The 17,615-nt window shown below is 68.5% G+C and carries 12 protein-coding genes; all 12 read right to left on the minus strand.

Going from position 1 to position 17,615, the window contains the following annotated elements; all coding sequences use genetic code 11:
* Position 1: 1 nt before the first annotated feature.
* A complete protein-coding gene (locus tag VFV19_15300; protein ID HEX4825667.1) occupies positions 2-1,918 on the minus strand; it encodes a sulfatase-like hydrolase/transferase in 1,917 nt (638 codons plus the stop codon).
* On the minus strand, positions 1,915-3,639 hold the full coding sequence (locus VFV19_15305) for a sulfatase-like hydrolase/transferase (GenBank protein ID HEX4825668.1): 1,725 nt from the start codon (positions 3,637-3,639) through the stop codon (positions 1,915-1,917). Before VFV19_15305 ends, VFV19_15300 begins: the two co-directional genes overlap by 4 nt.
* 105 nt (positions 3,640-3,744) lie before the next feature.
* Entirely contained in the window at positions 3,745-4,614 is an 870-nt protein-coding gene (locus VFV19_15310; protein ID HEX4825669.1) for a hypothetical protein, read from the minus strand.
* Positions 4,615-4,725: 111 nt separating this feature from the next.
* Positions 4,726-5,598, minus strand: a complete 873-nt coding sequence (locus VFV19_15315) for a hypothetical protein (protein HEX4825670.1) — start codon at positions 5,596-5,598, stop codon at positions 4,726-4,728.
* 20 nt (positions 5,599-5,618) lie between these two features.
* Positions 5,619-6,284 (minus strand): hypothetical protein, encoded by a 666-nt coding sequence (locus VFV19_15320; GenBank protein HEX4825671.1) that lies wholly within the window; start codon positions 6,282-6,284, stop codon positions 5,619-5,621.
* Between the two features lie 171 nt (positions 6,285-6,455).
* Positions 6,456-6,899 carry a hypothetical protein gene (locus tag VFV19_15325; protein ID HEX4825672.1) on the minus strand — a complete coding sequence of 148 codons (444 nt, stop codon included), beginning with the start codon at positions 6,897-6,899 and terminating at the stop codon, positions 6,456-6,458.
* Positions 6,900-6,944: 45 nt separating this feature from the next.
* Positions 6,945-7,523 (minus strand): RNA polymerase sigma factor, encoded by a 579-nt coding sequence (locus VFV19_15330; protein HEX4825673.1) that lies wholly within the window; start codon positions 7,521-7,523, stop codon positions 6,945-6,947.
* Entirely contained in the window at positions 7,501-11,580 is a 4,080-nt protein-coding gene (locus tag VFV19_15335) for a C25 family cysteine peptidase (protein HEX4825674.1), read from the minus strand. Before VFV19_15335 ends, VFV19_15330 begins: the two co-directional genes overlap by 23 nt.
* Before the next feature lie 528 nt (positions 11,581-12,108).
* Positions 12,109-13,188 carry a radical SAM protein gene (locus VFV19_15340; protein ID HEX4825675.1) on the minus strand — a complete coding sequence of 360 codons (1,080 nt, stop codon included), beginning with the start codon at positions 13,186-13,188 and terminating at the stop codon, positions 12,109-12,111.
* On the minus strand, positions 13,185-13,469 hold the full coding sequence (locus VFV19_15345; GenBank protein HEX4825676.1) for a PqqD family protein: 285 nt from the start codon (positions 13,467-13,469) through the stop codon (positions 13,185-13,187). The genes VFV19_15340 and VFV19_15345 overlap by 4 nt, the downstream gene beginning before the upstream one ends.
* A gap of 68 nt (positions 13,470-13,537) precedes the next feature.
* Positions 13,538-15,781, minus strand: coding sequence for a tetratricopeptide repeat protein (locus tag VFV19_15350; protein ID HEX4825677.1), 2,244 nt, complete (start codon positions 15,779-15,781; stop codon positions 13,538-13,540).
* Positions 15,778-17,607: a hypothetical protein gene (locus VFV19_15355; GenBank protein ID HEX4825678.1), complete on the minus strand. Its 1,830-nt coding sequence runs from the start codon at positions 17,605-17,607 to the stop codon at positions 15,778-15,780. Before VFV19_15355 ends, VFV19_15350 begins: the two co-directional genes overlap by 4 nt.
* Between the last annotated feature and the right edge of the window lie 8 nt (positions 17,608-17,615).

The following is a 17,615-nucleotide window of genomic DNA, read 5'->3' on the forward strand; positions in this document are numbered from 1 at the left end:
GTCAGCCCGCCTTCTTGGGCGCGATCGTCTCGTCGAAGCCCGGTATCGCCTTGAGCGGCGCCATGAGCGGTTCCGAGCGGAGGCGATCGACGTTCGTGTACCCCGCCGCCATCGCTTTCTCGAGCGCCGCCTTGGCCGCCGCATCGTCCTTCGCCATCGCGCGGCAGAGCGCATGCAGAACGTGGAACCCGGGGTCGGGGTTCTTGCGGCCGAGCGCGGCAAGCACGATCGGCTCGGCGTCGCGCGGGCGCTTCTCAGCGATCAAGGTCAGGGCAAGGGAATAGACGAGAATCGGCTCGTCGGGGAACTTTTCGAGCCCCTCGCGGAACGCCTTCTCGGCGCCGGGATAGTCCTTCCGCGCGACATAGGTACGGCCGAGGGTCACGCGCGCCGGAAGCGATTCGGGGTACTTCTCGATCGTCTTGCGGGCGTAGCGTTCCGCGTCGTCGAAGTTCCGGAGGCCCGCCGAGGCGTCGGCGGCGCTCTGGAGCGCGAGCCGGTTGTCCGGATCGTTCGCGAGCACGCCGGGGATCGCGAGCATGGCGTGGGCGTAGTCGCGCTGCGTCATGAAATCCTGGATGAGCAGCAGCTCGCTCTCCAGGTGCACGAGATCCTTGGGGTTCCTCCCGCTCCACTTCGCGGTCGAGACGGTTCCGCCGATGTAGCCTAGGCTTGCGAGCCGCGCCAAGGTGTCGGGATCGGCGGGCACCTCGCTCGCAGAGGCGGGCGCGCTCTTGGACCAGCGCGCGACGTCGTCCTCGAGCACCGACGTCAGGTCCGTCACCAGGTCCTTGTTGCTCCCGGCCAGGTTCTCGTTCTCCGCGGGGTCCTTCTCGAGATCGTACAGCTCCGGATCGGAGCTCCGGATCAGCTTCCACTTCCCGCGGCGAATCCCCTCGATCGGACTCCATCCGAACGCCAGCGATCCGGCGAGCGTCTCGAAGTAGAGGGTCCGCGCCGGCGGCTCCGTCCCCCGGAGCGCCTCACGGAGAGTGATCCCGTCCAGCCCCGAAGGAACGGGTTGGCCCGCGAGATCGAGGATCGTCGGCGCGACGTCGGCCAGCGTCACCGGCACCTTCACGACCGTGCCGGAGCGCGCACCCGGCGCCTTCACGAGGAGCGGGACGCGAAGGGTGGATTGATAGGCGAGCTCCGAGTGCATGCGCTCGCCGTGCTCGTAGAGCCCTTCGCCGTGGTCCCCCGCGACCACGATCGCGAGGCGGTCCCACAGGCCGCGCTTCTTGATCTCCTCGAAGAGCACGCCGAGCTGCTTGTCGATGAACGCGATCTCTCCGTCGTACGGGTGCTCGCGGAACTTCGCGGAGAACGGGAAGGGAGGATCGTAAGGGTAGTGCGCGTCGTAGTAGTGCAGCCACAGGAAGAACGGCTTCGCGCCGACGCCATCGATCGCCTCGAGGCCGAGCTTCGTGACCTCGGACGCGGGCCGGGAGGTTCCCGGCGCCAGGTTCGCGCCGTTCGGCCCGGAGAACAGGTCGAGGTAGACGTCGAAGCCCTGCCCGAGGCCGCTCGACGCGGCGACCGGCGCCGCCGCGGGGACCGCACGTGTCGCGAACCCCGCGTCGTGAAGGCGTTTGGCGACCGTCACGCTCGCGTCGGTCAGCCGGAACATCCCGTTGTAGCGCACGCCGTGCGACGGCGGATAGACGCCGGTGAACATCGTCGCGTGCGACGGGAGGGTCGTCGGAACGGCGGTCATCGCCTGCTCGAACCGCACGCCCTCCTTCGCCAGCGCGTCGAGATTCGGGGTGACCGCGGCGGCGTCGCCATAGCAGCCCAAGTGGTCGGCGCGCGTCGTGTCGAGCGTGATGAGGACGATGCCCGCAGGACGCGAGGCGCCGCCGCAGCTCATGGCGAAGAGGGCGATCGCGAGGAGGACCGCGACCTTACGTCCGATCATCGACCGTGAGTCCGGAGGAGCGCCGGGAATCCGCGATCAGCCCGGACCGCGGCGAGATCGGGGTCCTTGTCGATCCAGTCCCAGTTCCTGTACCCCGCTCCCAGCGCGTGATCGAGCGCCGCGAGCGCTCCCGCAACGTCCCCGCGGCTCGAGCGCACGCACGCGAGGTCGTAGTGCATCTCCGGCTCGACCGGCCCGACGGCGATCGCCGCATCAAGAAGCGCCGCGGCCTGCTCGTAGCGCTTCTGGACCAGCTCGAGGTGGGCCGCCCAGTGGAGCGCGTCGGACCGGTTCGGGTAGAGCTTGAGGAACTTGTCGAGGATCGCCGGTCCTTCGCCTCCCGGCGCCGAGGAGAAGAAGAACGCGCGTGTGATGAGCGCGGCGAGCGCATCCGGCGATTGCTGGAGCATGTCCCGGGAGTGCCTCGCGGCGAGCTTGGGACGGTTGACGTTGAGGAATCGGCGCACGAGCTGAAGATTCCTCAGAAACGCTTCGGAGCTCCCGCCCGCGGCGACCGGCACGTAGTCCTTCCCCACGGTGAGGCCCGCGTGCGCGATCGCCTCGCGCGCGGCGGGAGGCAGGTTGCGCGCTCGCGCGACGGCCGGGCGCGCGGCGGCACCGGCGCTTCCGACCTTAAACTGCCCACCCTCGCGGGTCGCGACCTCCGGAGGCCATCCGAGCTCGTCGTCGACGGCGTAATTCCAGGCGAAGCGCACCCGATCGTGCGGCGGCGCCGTCGCGAGCGGGACACCCTCGGCACGGGAATCGAGCGCAACGTGAAGATCCTGCGCGAGCGTTGCCGCGACGTCGGGGAGCCAGGTCGGCCTCGAGTCTTTCTTCCCGCCGGCTCCGGCCGGCTCGATCCGCACGAGCGGGACGCGCAGCGTCTCATCGGCGAGCCAGAACGCCTCGCCGAAGCGCCCGCCTTCCCCGAGATACGTGCCCTGCGTCCCGACGATCGTCCACGACGGGGTGCCCCCGGACTTGCCGACCGCGTCGCGGACCGCGCCGATCGCCGCGTCCACCACCGCCAGCTTCCCGTCGTAGAGCGGGAAGTCGGTGTCGGGAGCGCCTTGCATCTTGACCTTTTGGAGGTCGAGCGGGACGGAAGCCCCGCTCAGGTCGGCGAGATGGATCCAGACGAAGTACGGCTTCGACGCATCGCGCGAGGCAAGCCATTCACCGAAATGGGCCGCCACCTTGTCAGCGGAGGTCACCGGGGGATTGTGCTGCACCGGTCCGACCACCACCGCCTCGGGGCCGTCGAAGAGATCGAATCCTCTCTGGAGGCCGCTTGCGTACGACGCGAACGGCGTCGAGACGAACGCTGCGGTCTCGAACCCCGCCGCCTTCGCGCGCTCTGCGAGCGACGAGAGATCGGCCGGAAGGGCGTCGTGGATGTTGTCTCTTACGCCGGAGCGATCGGTCGCGACGCCCGTCATAATTGTCACAAGGGCGGGCCGAGCGAGCGTCGTGCAGGATACGGCATCCTCGAAGATCGTTCCCGTTGCTGCCAGCTCCGCGAGCTTCGGCATCGCGATCGTGCCGCCGAACGGCGTGATCCGCCGCGGCGCCATCGACTCGATCGTGATCAGGATCTCCGAGGGGCGCGCGACCGGTGCGGGGGCGGCGGTGCCTCCTCCGGAGCCCTTATCACCGTGACACCCTGCCGCCAAGAGGACGAGCGCGGCGAGAGCCGCAAGAACTGGTCGAGGACGCAAGCTCGAACCTCCCAGGACGAACTCGTGGCGACGGCCATTCATCGTATCGGCTCGTCCCGGGCGATGCCAGAGCTGTCGAGAAAAACCCGGCGGATCCGGCCCGGCTCAGTGGTCGAGCGTCGTCTCGTGCCGCTTCGGGACGATCTTGTACTTCGGGTCCGCGAGAGCCGGGTTGCACAAGAGCCGTATCGGCTGACTGACCGAGGTACTGACGATCGCTCCCCCCTCGAAGCTCAGCTGGGTCGCGATCCAATCGTCGGTCCCAAGGTCGGAACAATCGGCGGCGACCACCCCCGTCGTCGCCACACCGCCCGGCGCCGGAAACGTCCCAAGAACAGTCGGGTAGCAGGAGGCATCGCGACAGGGAGTCGTCGGCGATTTGACGGAGCGGACGACGTAGCCGGTCACGGCGGATGCAGCGTTCGGACCGTAGAAACCCGCCTCGACCGACGGCAGGGAAAGGTTGAGATTGATGGCGCCGCCGGTGCCACGCATCGAAGAGAGGACACGCGGACGTGGGAGCTCGATCAGGTCGTGATCGCCCTGCGTGCCGTAGTCGAAGTTGATCGCCGAAGCCGGGGTCTCGGCGATCGTGGCGAGGAGGAAGTTGGTCTTCCCGCCGAACTGCGGCTGGTGCTGCGCGAGGACGGCAAGGGTCGAACCGTTCGACGGGCACCCGGCCCCGCAGGAGCCGAGGCTCAGGTTGACGTTGATCCCCTGCGCGTTGATATACATCCAGGAGAACGTGCTGCAGTTCACGACGCCGCCGTTGCTGTTCCACGTGCCGGGCGCGCCGAGCTGCCAGGAGAGGCCGCTCACGGTGCCGTCGGTCGTCGTGCTGTGCCAGTAGGCGTACACCCCAGTGATCGGGTTGAAGGTCGACGCGGACTTGTCAGGAATGCACGAGGCGGACGTGGCGGGCGGCATGAGGGCGGCCGCGGCGACGATCGCCAGTTCCAGGATGATCCTTCTCATCTTCTCCCCCTCCAAGTGAACGAACGCTGGGACGACGATAGGAGGACCAGGTCCAAAAAGAAAGGCCGTGGGGTCGCCCCCACGGCCTTCGTCAAAAACGCTGAGACGAGATCAGTTGTTCGGGTTGAGCGAACCGGCCTTCTTGGGGACGATCTTGAACTTCGGATCGGCGAGAGCCGGGTTGCACTTGACCTGCGTCGGCTCGCTGACGACCTGGCTGACGACCGCGCCGCCCTCGAAGCTGAGCTGCGTCACGACCCACTGGTCGTTGGCGATGTTCGAGCAGTCGACGCCGACCGCCGCCGACGCCGCGACGCCGCCGGAAGCCGGGAACGTCCCGAGGACGGTGCCGTACGAGGCCGCGTTGCGGTCCGGACGGGCCGACGCCGACACGCTGCGGACGACGTAACCGGTCACGGCCGACGCCGCATTCGGGCCGTAGAGGCCGCCCGCGATCGACGGGAGCGAGAGGTTGAGGTTGACGGTCGAGCCGGCGCGCGACGACGAGACGACGTGCGGGCGCGAGAGCTCGACGAAGTTGTGGTTGCCCTGCGCGCTGTAGTCGAAGTTGACGGTGTTGGCCGGCGTCTCGACGACGGTGGCAAGGATGAAGTTGGTCTTCGTGCTGCCGGCGGGCTGGTGCTGCCCGAGGACGGCGAGGGTCGAGCCGTTCGCCGGGCAGCCGGAGCCGCAGGAGCCGAGGTCGAGGTTGACGTTCGCGCCGGCGGGGCTGAAGTACATCCAGCTGAACGTGTTGCAGTTCACGACGCCGCCGTTGCCGTTCCACGTGCCCGGGGCACCGAGCTGCCAGGTCAGGCCGAGGAGGTTGCCGTCGGTCGAAGTGCTCGTCCAGTAGGCGTACTGGCCAGCCTGCACGTTAAACGATTGCGCCGACTTGCCGGGAATACAAGAAGCCGACGCCGGCATCGCGACGAGAGCCGCGACGGCGACGATCGCCAATCCCAAAACAATCTTCTTAGTCATGTTCTTCTCTTCCTCCCTGATCAGTAGTGGGACGGCGTGTAGTTGACGGACGTCTGCATCTTGACGAAGTACGCCTCACCGGGCGCCAAAGCGAAGACCGCGCCGGTGCCCTTGCGGCCCGTGTACGTCGAAAGGGTGTCGGTCGCCTTGAGGAACTTCTGAACGTTGGTGACATTGGCGAAGCCGATGTCGTCCATCAGGCCCTTCGCGTCCGCCGCCGTCTGGTGGTAGTTGTACGCGAAGAAACTCGTGCCCGAGTTCGACGTGCCGCCGCCCGCCTGCGAAAGGCTGTAGGCAACCGAAGGATCGTCCGAGCCGACGACGATGTAGTTGACCGTCGTCTGCATCTTGACGAAGTAGCCTTCACCCGCGGCCAGTGAGAAGACCGCGCCGGTGCCCTTGCGGCCCGTGTAGGTCTGAAGGGTGTCAGTCGCCTTGAGGAACTTCTGGATGTTCGTCACGTTGTTGAACGTGATGTCATCCATGAGGTTCTTGGCGTCCGCCATCCCCGTCTGCCGATTGTCCGGAAGCGCGAGCGTGTTCGTTCCGGAATTCGACGTGCCGCCCCCGGCCTGGCTCAACGTGTAGTTGAGCTTGAAGCCCATGTTGGAGGCGACGAGAGCGCTGCCGGTCAGCGCTACGGCGGTCACAACCGCCATCGCCCCGAAGAACGTCTTCTTGGTCATCCGATCTCCTCCGAAGTCTTGGCCATCCCGAGCCCGAGAGCCCGGAACCTCCCGTTAAGGACCCCTACCGCAAAATCCCCCGTGAATTTACGGGAAACCCGCGTTGGGTCAAGCGAAAGGTGCCGGATTATCGAGTCCCCCTGACGACCATGGTTGAAAAAACGGTCCCGATCAATCAATTCTATAAAAAACGAGGTTCGGCCCCCCCGTAGCTTCATCGGTGTAACGGTTGCCGGCCATATGCGTCGGCGATGCGTTGCTCAGTCCTCGTGGGTCGGTCGAGCGGCGGACGACGTGGCTCGAATTGCCATTGGCCAGGGTGAAGACGACCTGCCCGTCGACCTTGGCGGCCGACAGGTGCGCCATCGGCGAAGGGTGCCGTTCCGTGGCGACGAAGAGCGCCGATGCGATCGCCAGGACCGGAACGGAGCCGAGGAACGCCCAGCGCCACGCCTTGGTGAGAGCCGGGATGAACGCTGCCTCGCGTCCCTGCCCCATCGCGCGAACCTCGTCGAAAAGAGCTGTGCGGGCGGCCCCGGAGAGGGTTTCGTCCTGAGATTCAGCGCGCCAGGCGGCGACCGCATCGTCCAGGATGTCGTGCTTGCGTGTTTCCATAGCCTCTCCTCTCGTCATGGAATACCGGAGGGGAGGGACGTTCGTTCAACGAGCCGGAATCTTTTTTTCCTGGAGCGCCTGCCGGAGGCGGTCCTTGGCAAGCCCGAGGTGCCGCCGGATGGTGATGGCGGTGATTCCGAGGACCCGAGCCGCCTCGTCCCGGTCGAGCCCTTCCATCTCGATGAGGACGAAAACCGCGCGTTCCCGCTCCGTCAGGGTCTCGAGCGCCCCCTCGAGACGCCGGGCCAGGTCGAGCCGGTCGGCCGCCGAGAGGGAGGCCGGGGCGGTCTCCTCGACCGCGTCGTCCCAGGGGGCCTCCTCCCGCCGCTTCTGGTCCGACTGCCCCCTCCAGTCCAGGGCGGCGTTGGCCGAGACCTTGTACACCCACGACGCGAACGGCCGGCCCTTCTGGAAGCCGTCGAGGCCGCGGAAGAGCCGGAGAAAGACGTTCTGGGCGACGTCCTCGCGATCCGACACCGGCACTCCGAGCAACCGGAGCACGCGGAGCACGCGTGCCTCGTGGCGCCGGAGAAGGGCCTCGAACGCACGGGCGTCCCCCGCGCGCGCCGCCTCGATCAGCGAGGCTTCGGACGCGTCGTCGTCAGAAAGGGCTCTTGTTGCCACGGGCGTCCACAGCGAGGACCGAATAGTACTGGCTCGCGGCGGGCGCGGTCACGCTGAATGAAGGGCTCGTCGGAGAGCCGAGGAGAGGCACCGTGCCGTTCTTGACGTCGGTGCGAGTGAAGGGGTGGTCGCTCGCGTAGACCTCGTAGTGCTGGATCGCGAGCGGGTTTCCGTCGAAGTCGGTCGTCACCGCCGGCCAGCTCAGGCCGAGGTTGTAGCCGCCGGAGCCGTCCGGCGTCTTCGAGAGCGTGAGCACGTCGATCCCGTTGGGGAGCTGATTGCCGAGGCCGCCGACGTTGCCGGAGGTGTCCACGGCGCGCACGAGCCAGTAGTAGTTGTTCGCGTCCGCCAGGATGCCGGTGTCGGTGAAGGTGGCGGCTGTCGGCGTGGCGATCCTGTTCCCGGGACCCGGGATGAAGTCGGGCGTCGTTCCCCGATAGACCTCGTAGTTCGCGACCGTCTCGGCCTTCCCGTAGATGTCGGTCGTCACCGCCGGCCACGTGAGCACGGCGCTCGTCCCCGACTTGTCGACGTGCAGCCCCGAGATGAACTCCGGCGAGCGCACGCCGCGCACGAAGGTCGGCGTCCCCTGCTGCTCCCCGGAATATCCGGAGGTGTGGCCCGAGGTGTTCGACGCGGTGATCGCGACGTAGTACGTCGTGCCGTTCGTCAGGCTCGTAAGCGTGTAGCTCGTCGCCTTCCCCGCGCTGCCCGAGAACGTGTAGGTGCCCGGCGCCGTTCCCCACCACACGGTGTAGTGGTCGAAGTCGGACTCGAGGTTCGCGGCCCACGAGAGGTTGAGCTTCCCGCCGGTCTCCGGGTCGGTGACCGTGAGGCCGGTCGGCGCCGCCGGCGATCCGGGGTTGAGCGGCGTCGCCTGGACGCAGTCCGGACCGTTGACGGCGCAATCGCTGTTGAAGTTCGACCAGCGGCTCTCGAACCCGCTCGTGTCCTCCGCGACGACGTAGTAGAGATAGCTCTTCGCGTTCGTGACCGTCGTGTCGCTGAACGACGTCGTCGTGAGGAGCGAGGCGATCTTCGTGTACCCCGGGATCGCCCCCACCGCACGGTAGACGTCGTACTTCGCCCCCGCCGTCGTGCTCGCCGTCCACGTGAGGTTGACGACCGCATTGCCCGCGGCCGCGACGAGCGCCGTCGCCGGGTTCACCGCAGGGAAGATGAGACGCGTCGAGGGGTCACCGAGCAGAACGTAGTTCTGGCACGCCTGCGCGGCGCCGAGCTGGCAGGCGAAGTTCGTGCCCACCGCGACAGCGTTCCCGAGCATGCGCTCCTTGTACTTCCCGAAGAGGTCCTCGAACATCTGGTCGGAGATGTCCTGCGTCTGATAGCCGTCGGTCAGCCCGGAGGGCGCGAAGACGGCGATCGCACCGCCGCCGCTCCGTTTCAAGAAATCCTCGCCGAGCGTGACGTCGTTCGTGTCTTCGAAGCCGCCGGTGAGGCAATTGTGTGCGATGAGCCAGGGCTGCTTCGTGGCGTTCACGAGCCCGTTGACGTCGAAGATCGCGTTGGGCGGCGGGGGCCAGCCTTCGGCGAAGAACGCGTCGTCGGACCAGACGTTGAAGTTCCCGTGGCCGACGTACTGCATGATCGAGGCGCCGTCGGAGATCCCGTCGGTGCCGTTGAGCGCCTTCTTGATGTCCGAGCGGAGCGACTCCGGCTGGCAGCTCGAAGGGTTCTGGTTGCAGTAGTCGGTCCAGTACCGCAGCGTCCGCGCGGTGTGCGGCGGGATCTTCATGTGGCTCTTCGCGAGGTCGTTCGTCGCCTCGAAATCGGCGGCCTCGTTCACGTCGTAGTTCTTGCCGCGGTCGGAGACGAAGAGGGCGTGGCGCCGCCAGTTGCCGGTCGGCGGATTCTGCTCGTACGCGAGGATCTTCTGGAGAACGATGTTCGTCTGCGCGTCGCTGCGCGTCGAGATGCGGCCCACCACGAGATCGGGTGTCGTGTCGGTGCCGGTGACGTCCATGAGGATCGAGTCGCTCGCGTAGTAGCCGAAGGCGGGGTCGTCCTTGAAGAGGATCTGCGTCGGCACGTAGCTGCTGAGCGGGACCGACGTGTCGTTGTACTTGTAGTCGTACGAGCCGTCGCCGATGAGGAGGACGAACGCCGGCTTTCGCCCCGACCAGCTCGCCATGGCATAGGCCATGAAGCTCTTGATCGCTTGGGGGGTGACGAGGCCGTCGCCGAACTCGTCGTAGACGTCCTGGATCATGACGACCTTCGACGTCAGGCCCTGGTTCGCGAGCTTCCAGCTCAGAAGCGAATTGAGCGTCGCCGTCGACGTGGCGCCGAGCGGCGTCGGGTGCGCGATGACGATGAGGTCGGCCTGGTTCGAAGGATCGCGTAGGGTCGTCGGAGGATCGGACGCGAAGTCCGCCGCGGCCGGGACCGCGATCGCGTTCGCTCCCGCCACGACGAAGCGCCGCGGCGTGCCGTCGGGAATCGACGGGTCGTTCGCAATGTGGAAACGCACGCTGAAGTTGCCGGCGGCCCCGCCGACCGTCCCTCCCGTGATCTTGACCGGGGAGGCGTTCGCGCTCGCGCCGACACGGCCGGTGACCTCCCAGACCTCGGGCGCGTTCGTCGCCAATCCCGTGACCTGGATCTCGGTGTCGCCGTCGGGCCAGTCGAAGGTCAAGGCGTCGCCCGTCGCCTGGAAGCTCCGCTTGTAGTGGATCTCGATGAAGTCGAGGATGATCTGGTTCTTGTACCCCGCCGATCCGGCGACGGCCAGCGCGTCGATCGTCACCTGAGCCGGGTCGCTGAGCGCCGCTCCCGAGCCGGGATAGGTCCACGTGAAGTCGTGCGTGTAGACCATGCGTCCGTCGAACGTGCCGTCGTCGTTGTTGGTCGCGAGGGTCGCGCTCGAGGCGTTCTTGAGCGTGATCCGCGTCTTGTGGTCGGACGCGGTCGTGTCTTCCGTGAGCCCGCGCAGGCGGACGAGCACCTCCGCCGGGTCGGTCGTCGTGGCGAGGCCGGGAAGCGGCACCGAGACGGTCCGGGTGATGCTCGCGGCCGGCGGGCCGACGACCGCAGGGTTCGACTCGGAAGGCGACCAGTACCACGGGTCGGCGCCGCCGAGGGGCCGGAACGCGTTGTCGGTCTCGAGATGCTGCACCGCGTCGAACTTCGTCGCCGGCGCCGAGAGATCCGGGGGCGCGCTGCGGGTCGCCAGACGCGCGCGGGCACCGGCCTCGGCGGTCAGGTAGTAGGCGTTCTCATCGGTGAAGTCGCGCGCCTCGTAGATGTTCGTCCCGCCGGGAAACTCGGTGTTGAGGATGGTCTTCGGCTCGTCGTCGAGCGGCTGTCCGTAGAACTCGATCCAGTCGCCGGAGTCGAGCTGGTCGTTCCCGTTGACGTCGTTGACGAGGATCGGGATCTCGTTCCCCCTCTCGGTCAGCTTGTACGTCGAGATCGGCTGCGTCTCGAACCCCGTCCCGTTGAGCTTGGTGAAGTCGAGGCGGACGATCCCGTATGCGCGAACTTTGACCTTGTAGCGGGGGCCCGCGAGCGGCGCGGCCGGTGCCGCCGCCATCGCCATCGCCTCCGGCGCGGTCCCGGTGCGGAACGTCGTCCCCTGCGCGTAGTTCGCGAACATCGACCGGTACTGATCTTCCGCGAGTGGGTCGAGCGCCGGCGCCGACCGTGCGCCCTCGTCGCCGTCGAAGGCGACGGTGACCTGGAACGAGCGCGCCACGCGGAGCCCGCGGATCCGCGGGTCGAACCGCACGGGCGTGACGACGACGTCGACGTAGCGCTGATTGCGGAACGTTCCGACGTCGCCGAGCCGCGCGATCGCCGCCGGGAAAGGATCGTGTCCCTGGAAGATCGTCGCGTCGGGCTCGAGAACGGTGTCGCGACGCACGCGCGGACCATCCCCCACCGGCGCGGTCAGATCGGTCTCGGGGTCGAGCTGGGCCGAGACGCGGGGCACCGGGCGCGGCATGGTGCCCGGCATCGTGTCTTCTCGAGCGGCGCCGAGGATCAGGCGCGGTGTCGTCCCCTCGGGGATCGCCACGCGCACGACGTGGAACGGCAAGTCCGGGACGCCCGGACGGACCTGTCTTCCCGCGAATCCATCGAGCCGGATTTGCGTCGAGCCGTCGGGGTGACTCGACAGGAGGAGCGCCGGGGTCGTGACCTGAAAGGTGAAACTCGCTTTGTCACGAGCTTCTTCGATCGGCGCTACGAAAGACGACGGCGGGGCCGCGAAAGCGAGCCCCGCCGTAACTCCCGCCAAGAACCCCCAGAGGAAAACGCTCCTGGGAGCCCTCATGATGTTGCCGGAGGGCCGCCTAACCCCCGACGATGCGGCCCTCGCTAGATCTTGCTCAGCTCTGGATCGGTCCGGCGCCGCAGCTGTCGTCTGCCTTGGCGCAAGCCACTGCACGAGCCTCGAGCTTCTCGGTGTGAATGATCGCCGGACGTTCGTAGGTCTTCCTCATGTCCTCCCCCTGAATGGAGCGCGTGTTGACCCAAAAAAAGTGCAGTCTTTCAATCCCGCCCGGCTACCGTGCCGGAAGCGCCTTGGTTATACGGTGCGAGGGTATCGTTTTCAACCACTTTTTCAATGCCCCGGTTCGCCGATCTGGAGCAATTCGTAAGAGCGGCGGACCGATTTCGCATTCAGGTCGGCCTGCGGGTAGATCCCGAGCGGGTCCCCCACCTGCTTTTCGGCCACACCGAGACAGAACTGGAAGTAGGCGCCGTTCTCGTGCTTGTTGAGCTTCGTACGCGCATCGACGGCGAGCTGCCGGACCTCGTTCAGGACCGGATTCGTTCCCCAGATGTCGTTGAACGAATTGATCTCGAGGACATTCGCGATCGCCCGGCGGAAGGCCACGCAGGGCAGGATGTTCCCGTACGGGTCGATCGTGAATCCGCTCCGCCCGGTGCCGCAGTTCGCCTCGACGCCGTCGGCGGCGCAATGGTTCTGGCGCGGCGGTTTCTTGCCGTGGTGGAGGTCGAGGTACCACTCGCCCCAGTACTTCTGGAGGAAGTCGTCGTCGGGACGAAGGGCGAGTGGATCGAGGTTCCCGTCGTCCTTGGGGGTGATCACGGCGTCGAACGTGGTGTGGCAGCCGAGGCTGTCCGCAAGATCGCGGATCTGGAACAGCTCGTGCTGGTTGAGCTTCGTGATCGGCACCTTGAGCTCGACCTTGACGCCGGCGTCGCGCAGGTTCCGGATCCCCTGCACCGTCTTGTCGAACGAGCCCTTGATCCGCGTCAGCGCATCGTGCGTCTCGCCCCTCGCGCCGTGGATCGAGATCTCGACCTCCATCGGCTTGAGGTCGACGACGCGCTTCGCCATCGCCTTGTCGGCGAGGAGGTAGCCGTTCGTGTAGATGCGCAGCGCCATGCCGAGGCGGCGCGCCTCGGCGGCGATCTTGAAGAAATCCTTGTGGCAGAGCGCCTCGCCGCCGGTGAGCGTGAGGTAGAGGACGCCGAACTCGGAGACCTTGCGAAGCGTTTCGAAAATCTCCGGCGTCGTCATCTCGCGCCGGCCTTCGGGCGAGTTGTAGCAGAACGTGCAGAGGTGGTTGCAGCGGAATGTCAGCTCGAACTGCGCCGACAGCGGGATCGCATCGGCGAAGGCCTTCTCAACGAGTCTGCGATAGGGGCTGGGCTGCTCGGCGGCTGCGCTCATGTCTCCAACATCCCTTCCCGTTGCAGGTCGTGCAGGAACGAGACGACGCCTTCCCGGGCCTCGGTTTCGTCGATCTCGAACTCGGCCATGACCGCCTCTTTCAGCGCGTTCAGGTCCCGCGTCCCGTCCAACAGGGAAAATACGACGATCCCGACGGGATTCAAGACCTTGACCTCGGCGCGGCCGGGAAGGACGACGAGACCGCCGTCATCGCCGATCTTGCGAAACGCCGTGTCGGGATGCCGGCGTGGCTTGGCCGGAAGGGTCTCGAGATCGGTCACGTGGTCTCCGAGGAAGGCCGAAAGTGTACGGTGCGGGTCCCATTTTGTCCACCCGGAACCGGACCTGTTCAGTGCGCCGGCGCCGCCTGGGAAAGCTTGTCGGCATAAGCGGTTCCGTCGGGGGTCCCGAGAGCCGACAACGCGCGGGCGCACTCCCCCGCTCCCTGGGTGTCTCCGGCCATCGTGAGCGCGAGGCCGAGGAGGTAGAGCGCCCGCTCCGACTCCGGATCGCGCCGCACCGCTTCCCGGAGCTCGCCGACCGCCTCCTGCAGCTTCCCGGCGCGCACGAGCGCGAGGCCGAGGTTCTGCCGCGCCGGTGCCAGGAACGGGTCGAGCGTCAGTGCCCGATGAAGGGCGTCGACGCCGCCGTCGAGATCGCCGCGGCGGACGAGGATCGTTCCCAGGTTGTACCAGCCCTCGGCATCGCCTTCTCCGGCGAGCGTCCGGAAGATCGAGATCGCCTCGTCGTCGCGGCCGGCCTCGGCCAGCGCCGCTCCGAGCGTGGCGCGCACCTCCTGCGACCCGGGCTCGCGCGCGAGCCTCGCACGCTGCGCCGCGATGACGAGGTCGAGGAGCGCCGCGTAGGACGAGGGCTCGCCGAGCGGGAGGAAGCGGAGCCTGGGGAACCGCGCGGCTGCTTTTTCCGGCCCTTGCGGCAGCCTCGCGACGATCACGTCGCCTTCGCCCGTCTCCGCGAACCAAGCCGCAGACGACGCCGCGTGCGCTTGCTCGGCGGTCCACAACAAGGCGTCGTCGTCGCTGCGGTAGAGCAGATGGACCGGATGCTCGGACCAGAGATCGACCCCCGCCTGCGCCGCATACTCGATCGTCGCTTGGCGGTCGTGCGCGAGATATCGGAACGCGTTCGGCGCCGAGTGCGCGACCACCGCGTCGGTCAAGCCGAGCCGGTCGAGGACGCGCAGGTTCGAGTCATACGGGATCGCGCCGACGGCGCTGATCGCGATGTGGGTGTCCGCGGGCAGCGTGCCACCGGCGACGAGCTGCGCGAGCCGCCTCCCTTCGGGGGCGACGGTCGCGAGGAAGAGCGCGTGTTCTTCTTGGCGGACACCGGCGAGCCGCGAGGTCGTGAGGCGGAGGAGCTTCCGGTGTGCCTCGCCCAGGCTGCGGAGCCCCGGCCACCGCAGGAACGGATCCCTCGCGGGGTCGAGGAACGCCGCGCGCTCCTGGGGAGCACCCATGCCGGGAAATCCCGGGCTGTAGTCCCGCGGGAACTGTCGGTGAGATTCCCAAGGAAGGATGACGAGACCGAGCGCGATCGCCGACGCGTACGCGGCGACCGCCCAACGCGGGAAGGTCATCGAGGCGAGCCCGCGCGCGATCAAGAGGAAGAGCAGCGGGAAGTAGAGATCGAGGGGCCGGTACTCGAAGTGGTCGCCGCCGATCGATGCGATGTAGATCGCGTGCGGAACGATGACGGCGCCGATCACCAGCGGGATCTCGGAGCGCCGCTCGCGGACCTCTGCGCCGATTCCCGCGACGAGCGGCGGGATCCAAAGCCACGCGGCGTACTCGAGAGCGCAGCACGCGACGTACGCGCCGCCCATCCCCCACCACGCGCGGCCTCCGACCTTCGCGTAGTACGTGTTGGGCAGCCACGCCCCGTAATACGCGTGACGAAAGAGGAGATGCCCGCCGACGATCGCGCCGAACACCCCGGCGTGGAGGACGGCATCGGCGATCCTGAGCCGCCGCCGCACGACCAAGACCGCGCCTGCGGCCGCCATCGCGGCCCCGCCGATGAGCATCCCGTCGGGACGCGTCAGCGCGGCGAGCCCGAGGAGCACGGCGGCCCACGGGACGCGCGCGCGGCTCCCGGAATCCGCCGCGGCGACGCCGTCGATGAGACACAGGACGCCGGCGACGGTGAGCACCTCGAAAAGGCGCGTCTCGAGCCCGCTCGTCGACCAGACCGCGACACTTCGCGTGAGCGCCATCCACGCCGCGGGAAGGACGACGAGGAACGGTGACGCGCGCGGCGGCAGGAAGCGCACGCTCGCCGAGACGACGAGCCCCCACAGCACGATCGTGAGCAGGATCGAGAGGACCGGTGCGACGTGCTCGGGCCGGAGTCCCACGCGGTCGAGCGCCGCGAGCACCACGACCCACAGGAAGTTCGTGTACCCCTCGACCCGCTCCCCGCCCGGATTGAAGACGAGGCCGGCGCCGGAGGCCAGGTTCTTCGCGTAGCGGAACGAGATGAAGGCGTCGTCGCACAGGAAGCGGTAGACCGCCGCGTGCGCGAGGAGCACCGCGAGCGTGACGAGGAGGGCCGCGCGCAGGCGCCAGGTCATCTTACGTAGCCCAGGCTCCTGAGACGCTCGAGCACCTCGGGATCTTCGTCGGACAGAGCCTCGACTGCCGGCGCTCCGCGGCGTCCCCACGTCGCGATCGGCGGCGGGGACGAATCTTCGAAGCAGCGCGCGGGCGACTTCCCCGGCATGTCCTTCGAGGCCGGCAGGTCGAGCGCGCGGAGGATGACCGGGGCGACGTCGAGGTCGCCGATCGTCGGCCCGACGCACGCCGGCACCGCACCCGGTCCCGTGACCGCGACGAACCCCTCCGCGTCCGCTCCCGCGCTCCGGCCGGGATCGGCGATGAGGACGACACGCGACGCCCAGCCCGCGCCGAGCGTCGCGAAGACCCTCGCGTCGAGCCACCTCACGTAGCCCTCGATCGCTTGCGCCGCGACGAGCGCTTCGGCGGTCCCGGGCGGCGTGCGCGCGAGGCGCGTGCGCAGGATGTCGAGACCGGGAAGGTAGACGAACGCCGAGCCGGCGGCGGGATCGGCGGTCAGCCGCGTGGCCGACGTCCAGGCGAACGCGTCGATGACGAGCGACTCGCAAACGAGCGCGCGCGGCCCCTCGGGGATCGTCGCGAACCGTTCCGCGCACTCACGCCGCCACCCGTCGCGATCGGCCGCGAAGGTTCCCGCGAGCCGGTCGAAGAGCGAGGCCGGCGAGGTGTCGCGGTCCTCCCGCGATCCCGCGAGCAGCTTGACGAGCGCGCGATCCGAGACGACGTAGCCGCCGGCGGGGTCGCCTTCCGTGCCCCGCGCCGGCCACGACGCCCACCAGCCGACCGAGACCGACGGGTGCGCGAGCGCGGCGATCTCCCAGACGGTGCGCACGCGCCGGCCGGCGCCGGAGGAGGGAACGGTCCGTGAGGGCAGGAGGAAGCGCAGCGCGGCGTCGAGCGCCGCGGGTCCGGTCCCACCGGCGATCGGTGCTGCGACCCCGGGGAGCCGGCGCGCTCCGGCGGCGCGGACGCCGTGCATCTCGGCCGGCATCCCCGTCGCGATCGTCGTCCACACCTCCGCGGGCTCGAGACCGTCGGCGCGGTGGGTCGGGCTCATCGCGCCGCGCGCGATCGCGGCGAGGAGGTGGTCGACCGCCCCCGACGGCGCGAGCGCCTCGACGAGGGCGCCGTCGAGCCCGTCGATCCCGGCGACGAGGACACGGTCCGCCCGTGCCGGTGCCTGGAACGGCGACGCCGGGACCGGATGCGCGGATCCCGCGCGCCACACCGGAAGGAGGAGCACCACCGCCGCGAGCGGGACGAGGACCGCGGCGCCGGCCGCTGCGGCGCGACGGTTACGATCGGGCACCTCACCGGTCGCGCCGACGATCGCCGCCAGCGACACGATCCCCGCGAGCCAGGCGATCATGGCGCTCACCGCGACGGCGCCCGCCAGGAAGAGCGCGTCCTCGCTCAGGCCGCGCTCCGGACGTCCCACCGCCCACACCGCGACGACGTACGCGAGGACCGGCGCCGCGACGAGCAGGCCGGCGCGCACGCTGTCGCTCGGCCTCGCCCCGCGGCGGCGCGCCCACGCCCTCGCGGCGGAGGCGCCGAGGAGATCGAGGACGAAGAGCGAGACGCCCGCGAGGGCCGCGAAGTACCCCCAGAGGACGAGCGCGTCGCGCGCGCCCAGGGCCGGGCGGTTCGCGGCGACGGTCGAGGCGGCGAGGAGCGCGCCGAGGAGCGGTCCGCCGATGACCGAGGCCTTGAACGCGGCGCGAAGGAACCCGAGGTCGCGAAGGACGAAGCGCTCGATCGGGCCCTGGAGGTAACCGTGCTCGACGAGCTGGCGCCTCACCCGGTCGTACGGCTCGGTCATGGGGCCGC

Source organism: Candidatus Polarisedimenticolaceae bacterium (genome assembly GCA_036275915.1).
In the GTDB taxonomy this organism is placed as follows: domain Bacteria; phylum Acidobacteriota; class Polarisedimenticolia; order Polarisedimenticolales; family DASRJG01; genus DASRJG01.

What these genes read in the sequence shown, in the direction of transcription:
- VFV19_15300 (HEX4825667.1), bottom strand. Translation starts at nt 1,918, where the DNA reads ATGATCGGACGTAAGGTCGCGGTCCTCCTCGCGATCGCCCTCTTCGCC.
- VFV19_15310 (HEX4825669.1), bottom strand. Translation starts at nt 4,614, where the DNA reads ATGAGAAGGATCATCCTGGAACTGGCGATCGTCGCCGCGGCCGCCCTC.
- VFV19_15315 (HEX4825670.1), bottom strand. Translation starts at nt 5,598, where the DNA reads ATGACTAAGAAGATTGTTTTGGGATTGGCGATCGTCGCCGTCGCGGCT.
- VFV19_15320 (HEX4825671.1), bottom strand. Translation starts at nt 6,284, where the DNA reads ATGACCAAGAAGACGTTCTTCGGGGCGATGGCGGTTGTGACCGCCGTA.
- VFV19_15325 (HEX4825672.1), bottom strand. Translation starts at nt 6,899, where the DNA reads ATGGAAACACGCAAGCACGACATCCTGGACGATGCGGTCGCCGCCTGG.
- VFV19_15340 (HEX4825675.1), bottom strand. Translation starts at nt 13,188, where the DNA reads ATGAGCGCAGCCGCCGAGCAGCCCAGCCCCTATCGCAGACTCGTTGAG.
- VFV19_15350 (HEX4825677.1), bottom strand. Translation starts at nt 15,781, where the DNA reads ATGACCTGGCGCCTGCGCGCGGCCCTCCTCGTCACGCTCGCGGTGCTC.
- VFV19_15355 (HEX4825678.1), bottom strand. Translation starts at nt 17,607, where the DNA reads ATGACCGAGCCGTACGACCGGGTGAGGCGCCAGCTCGTCGAGCACGGT.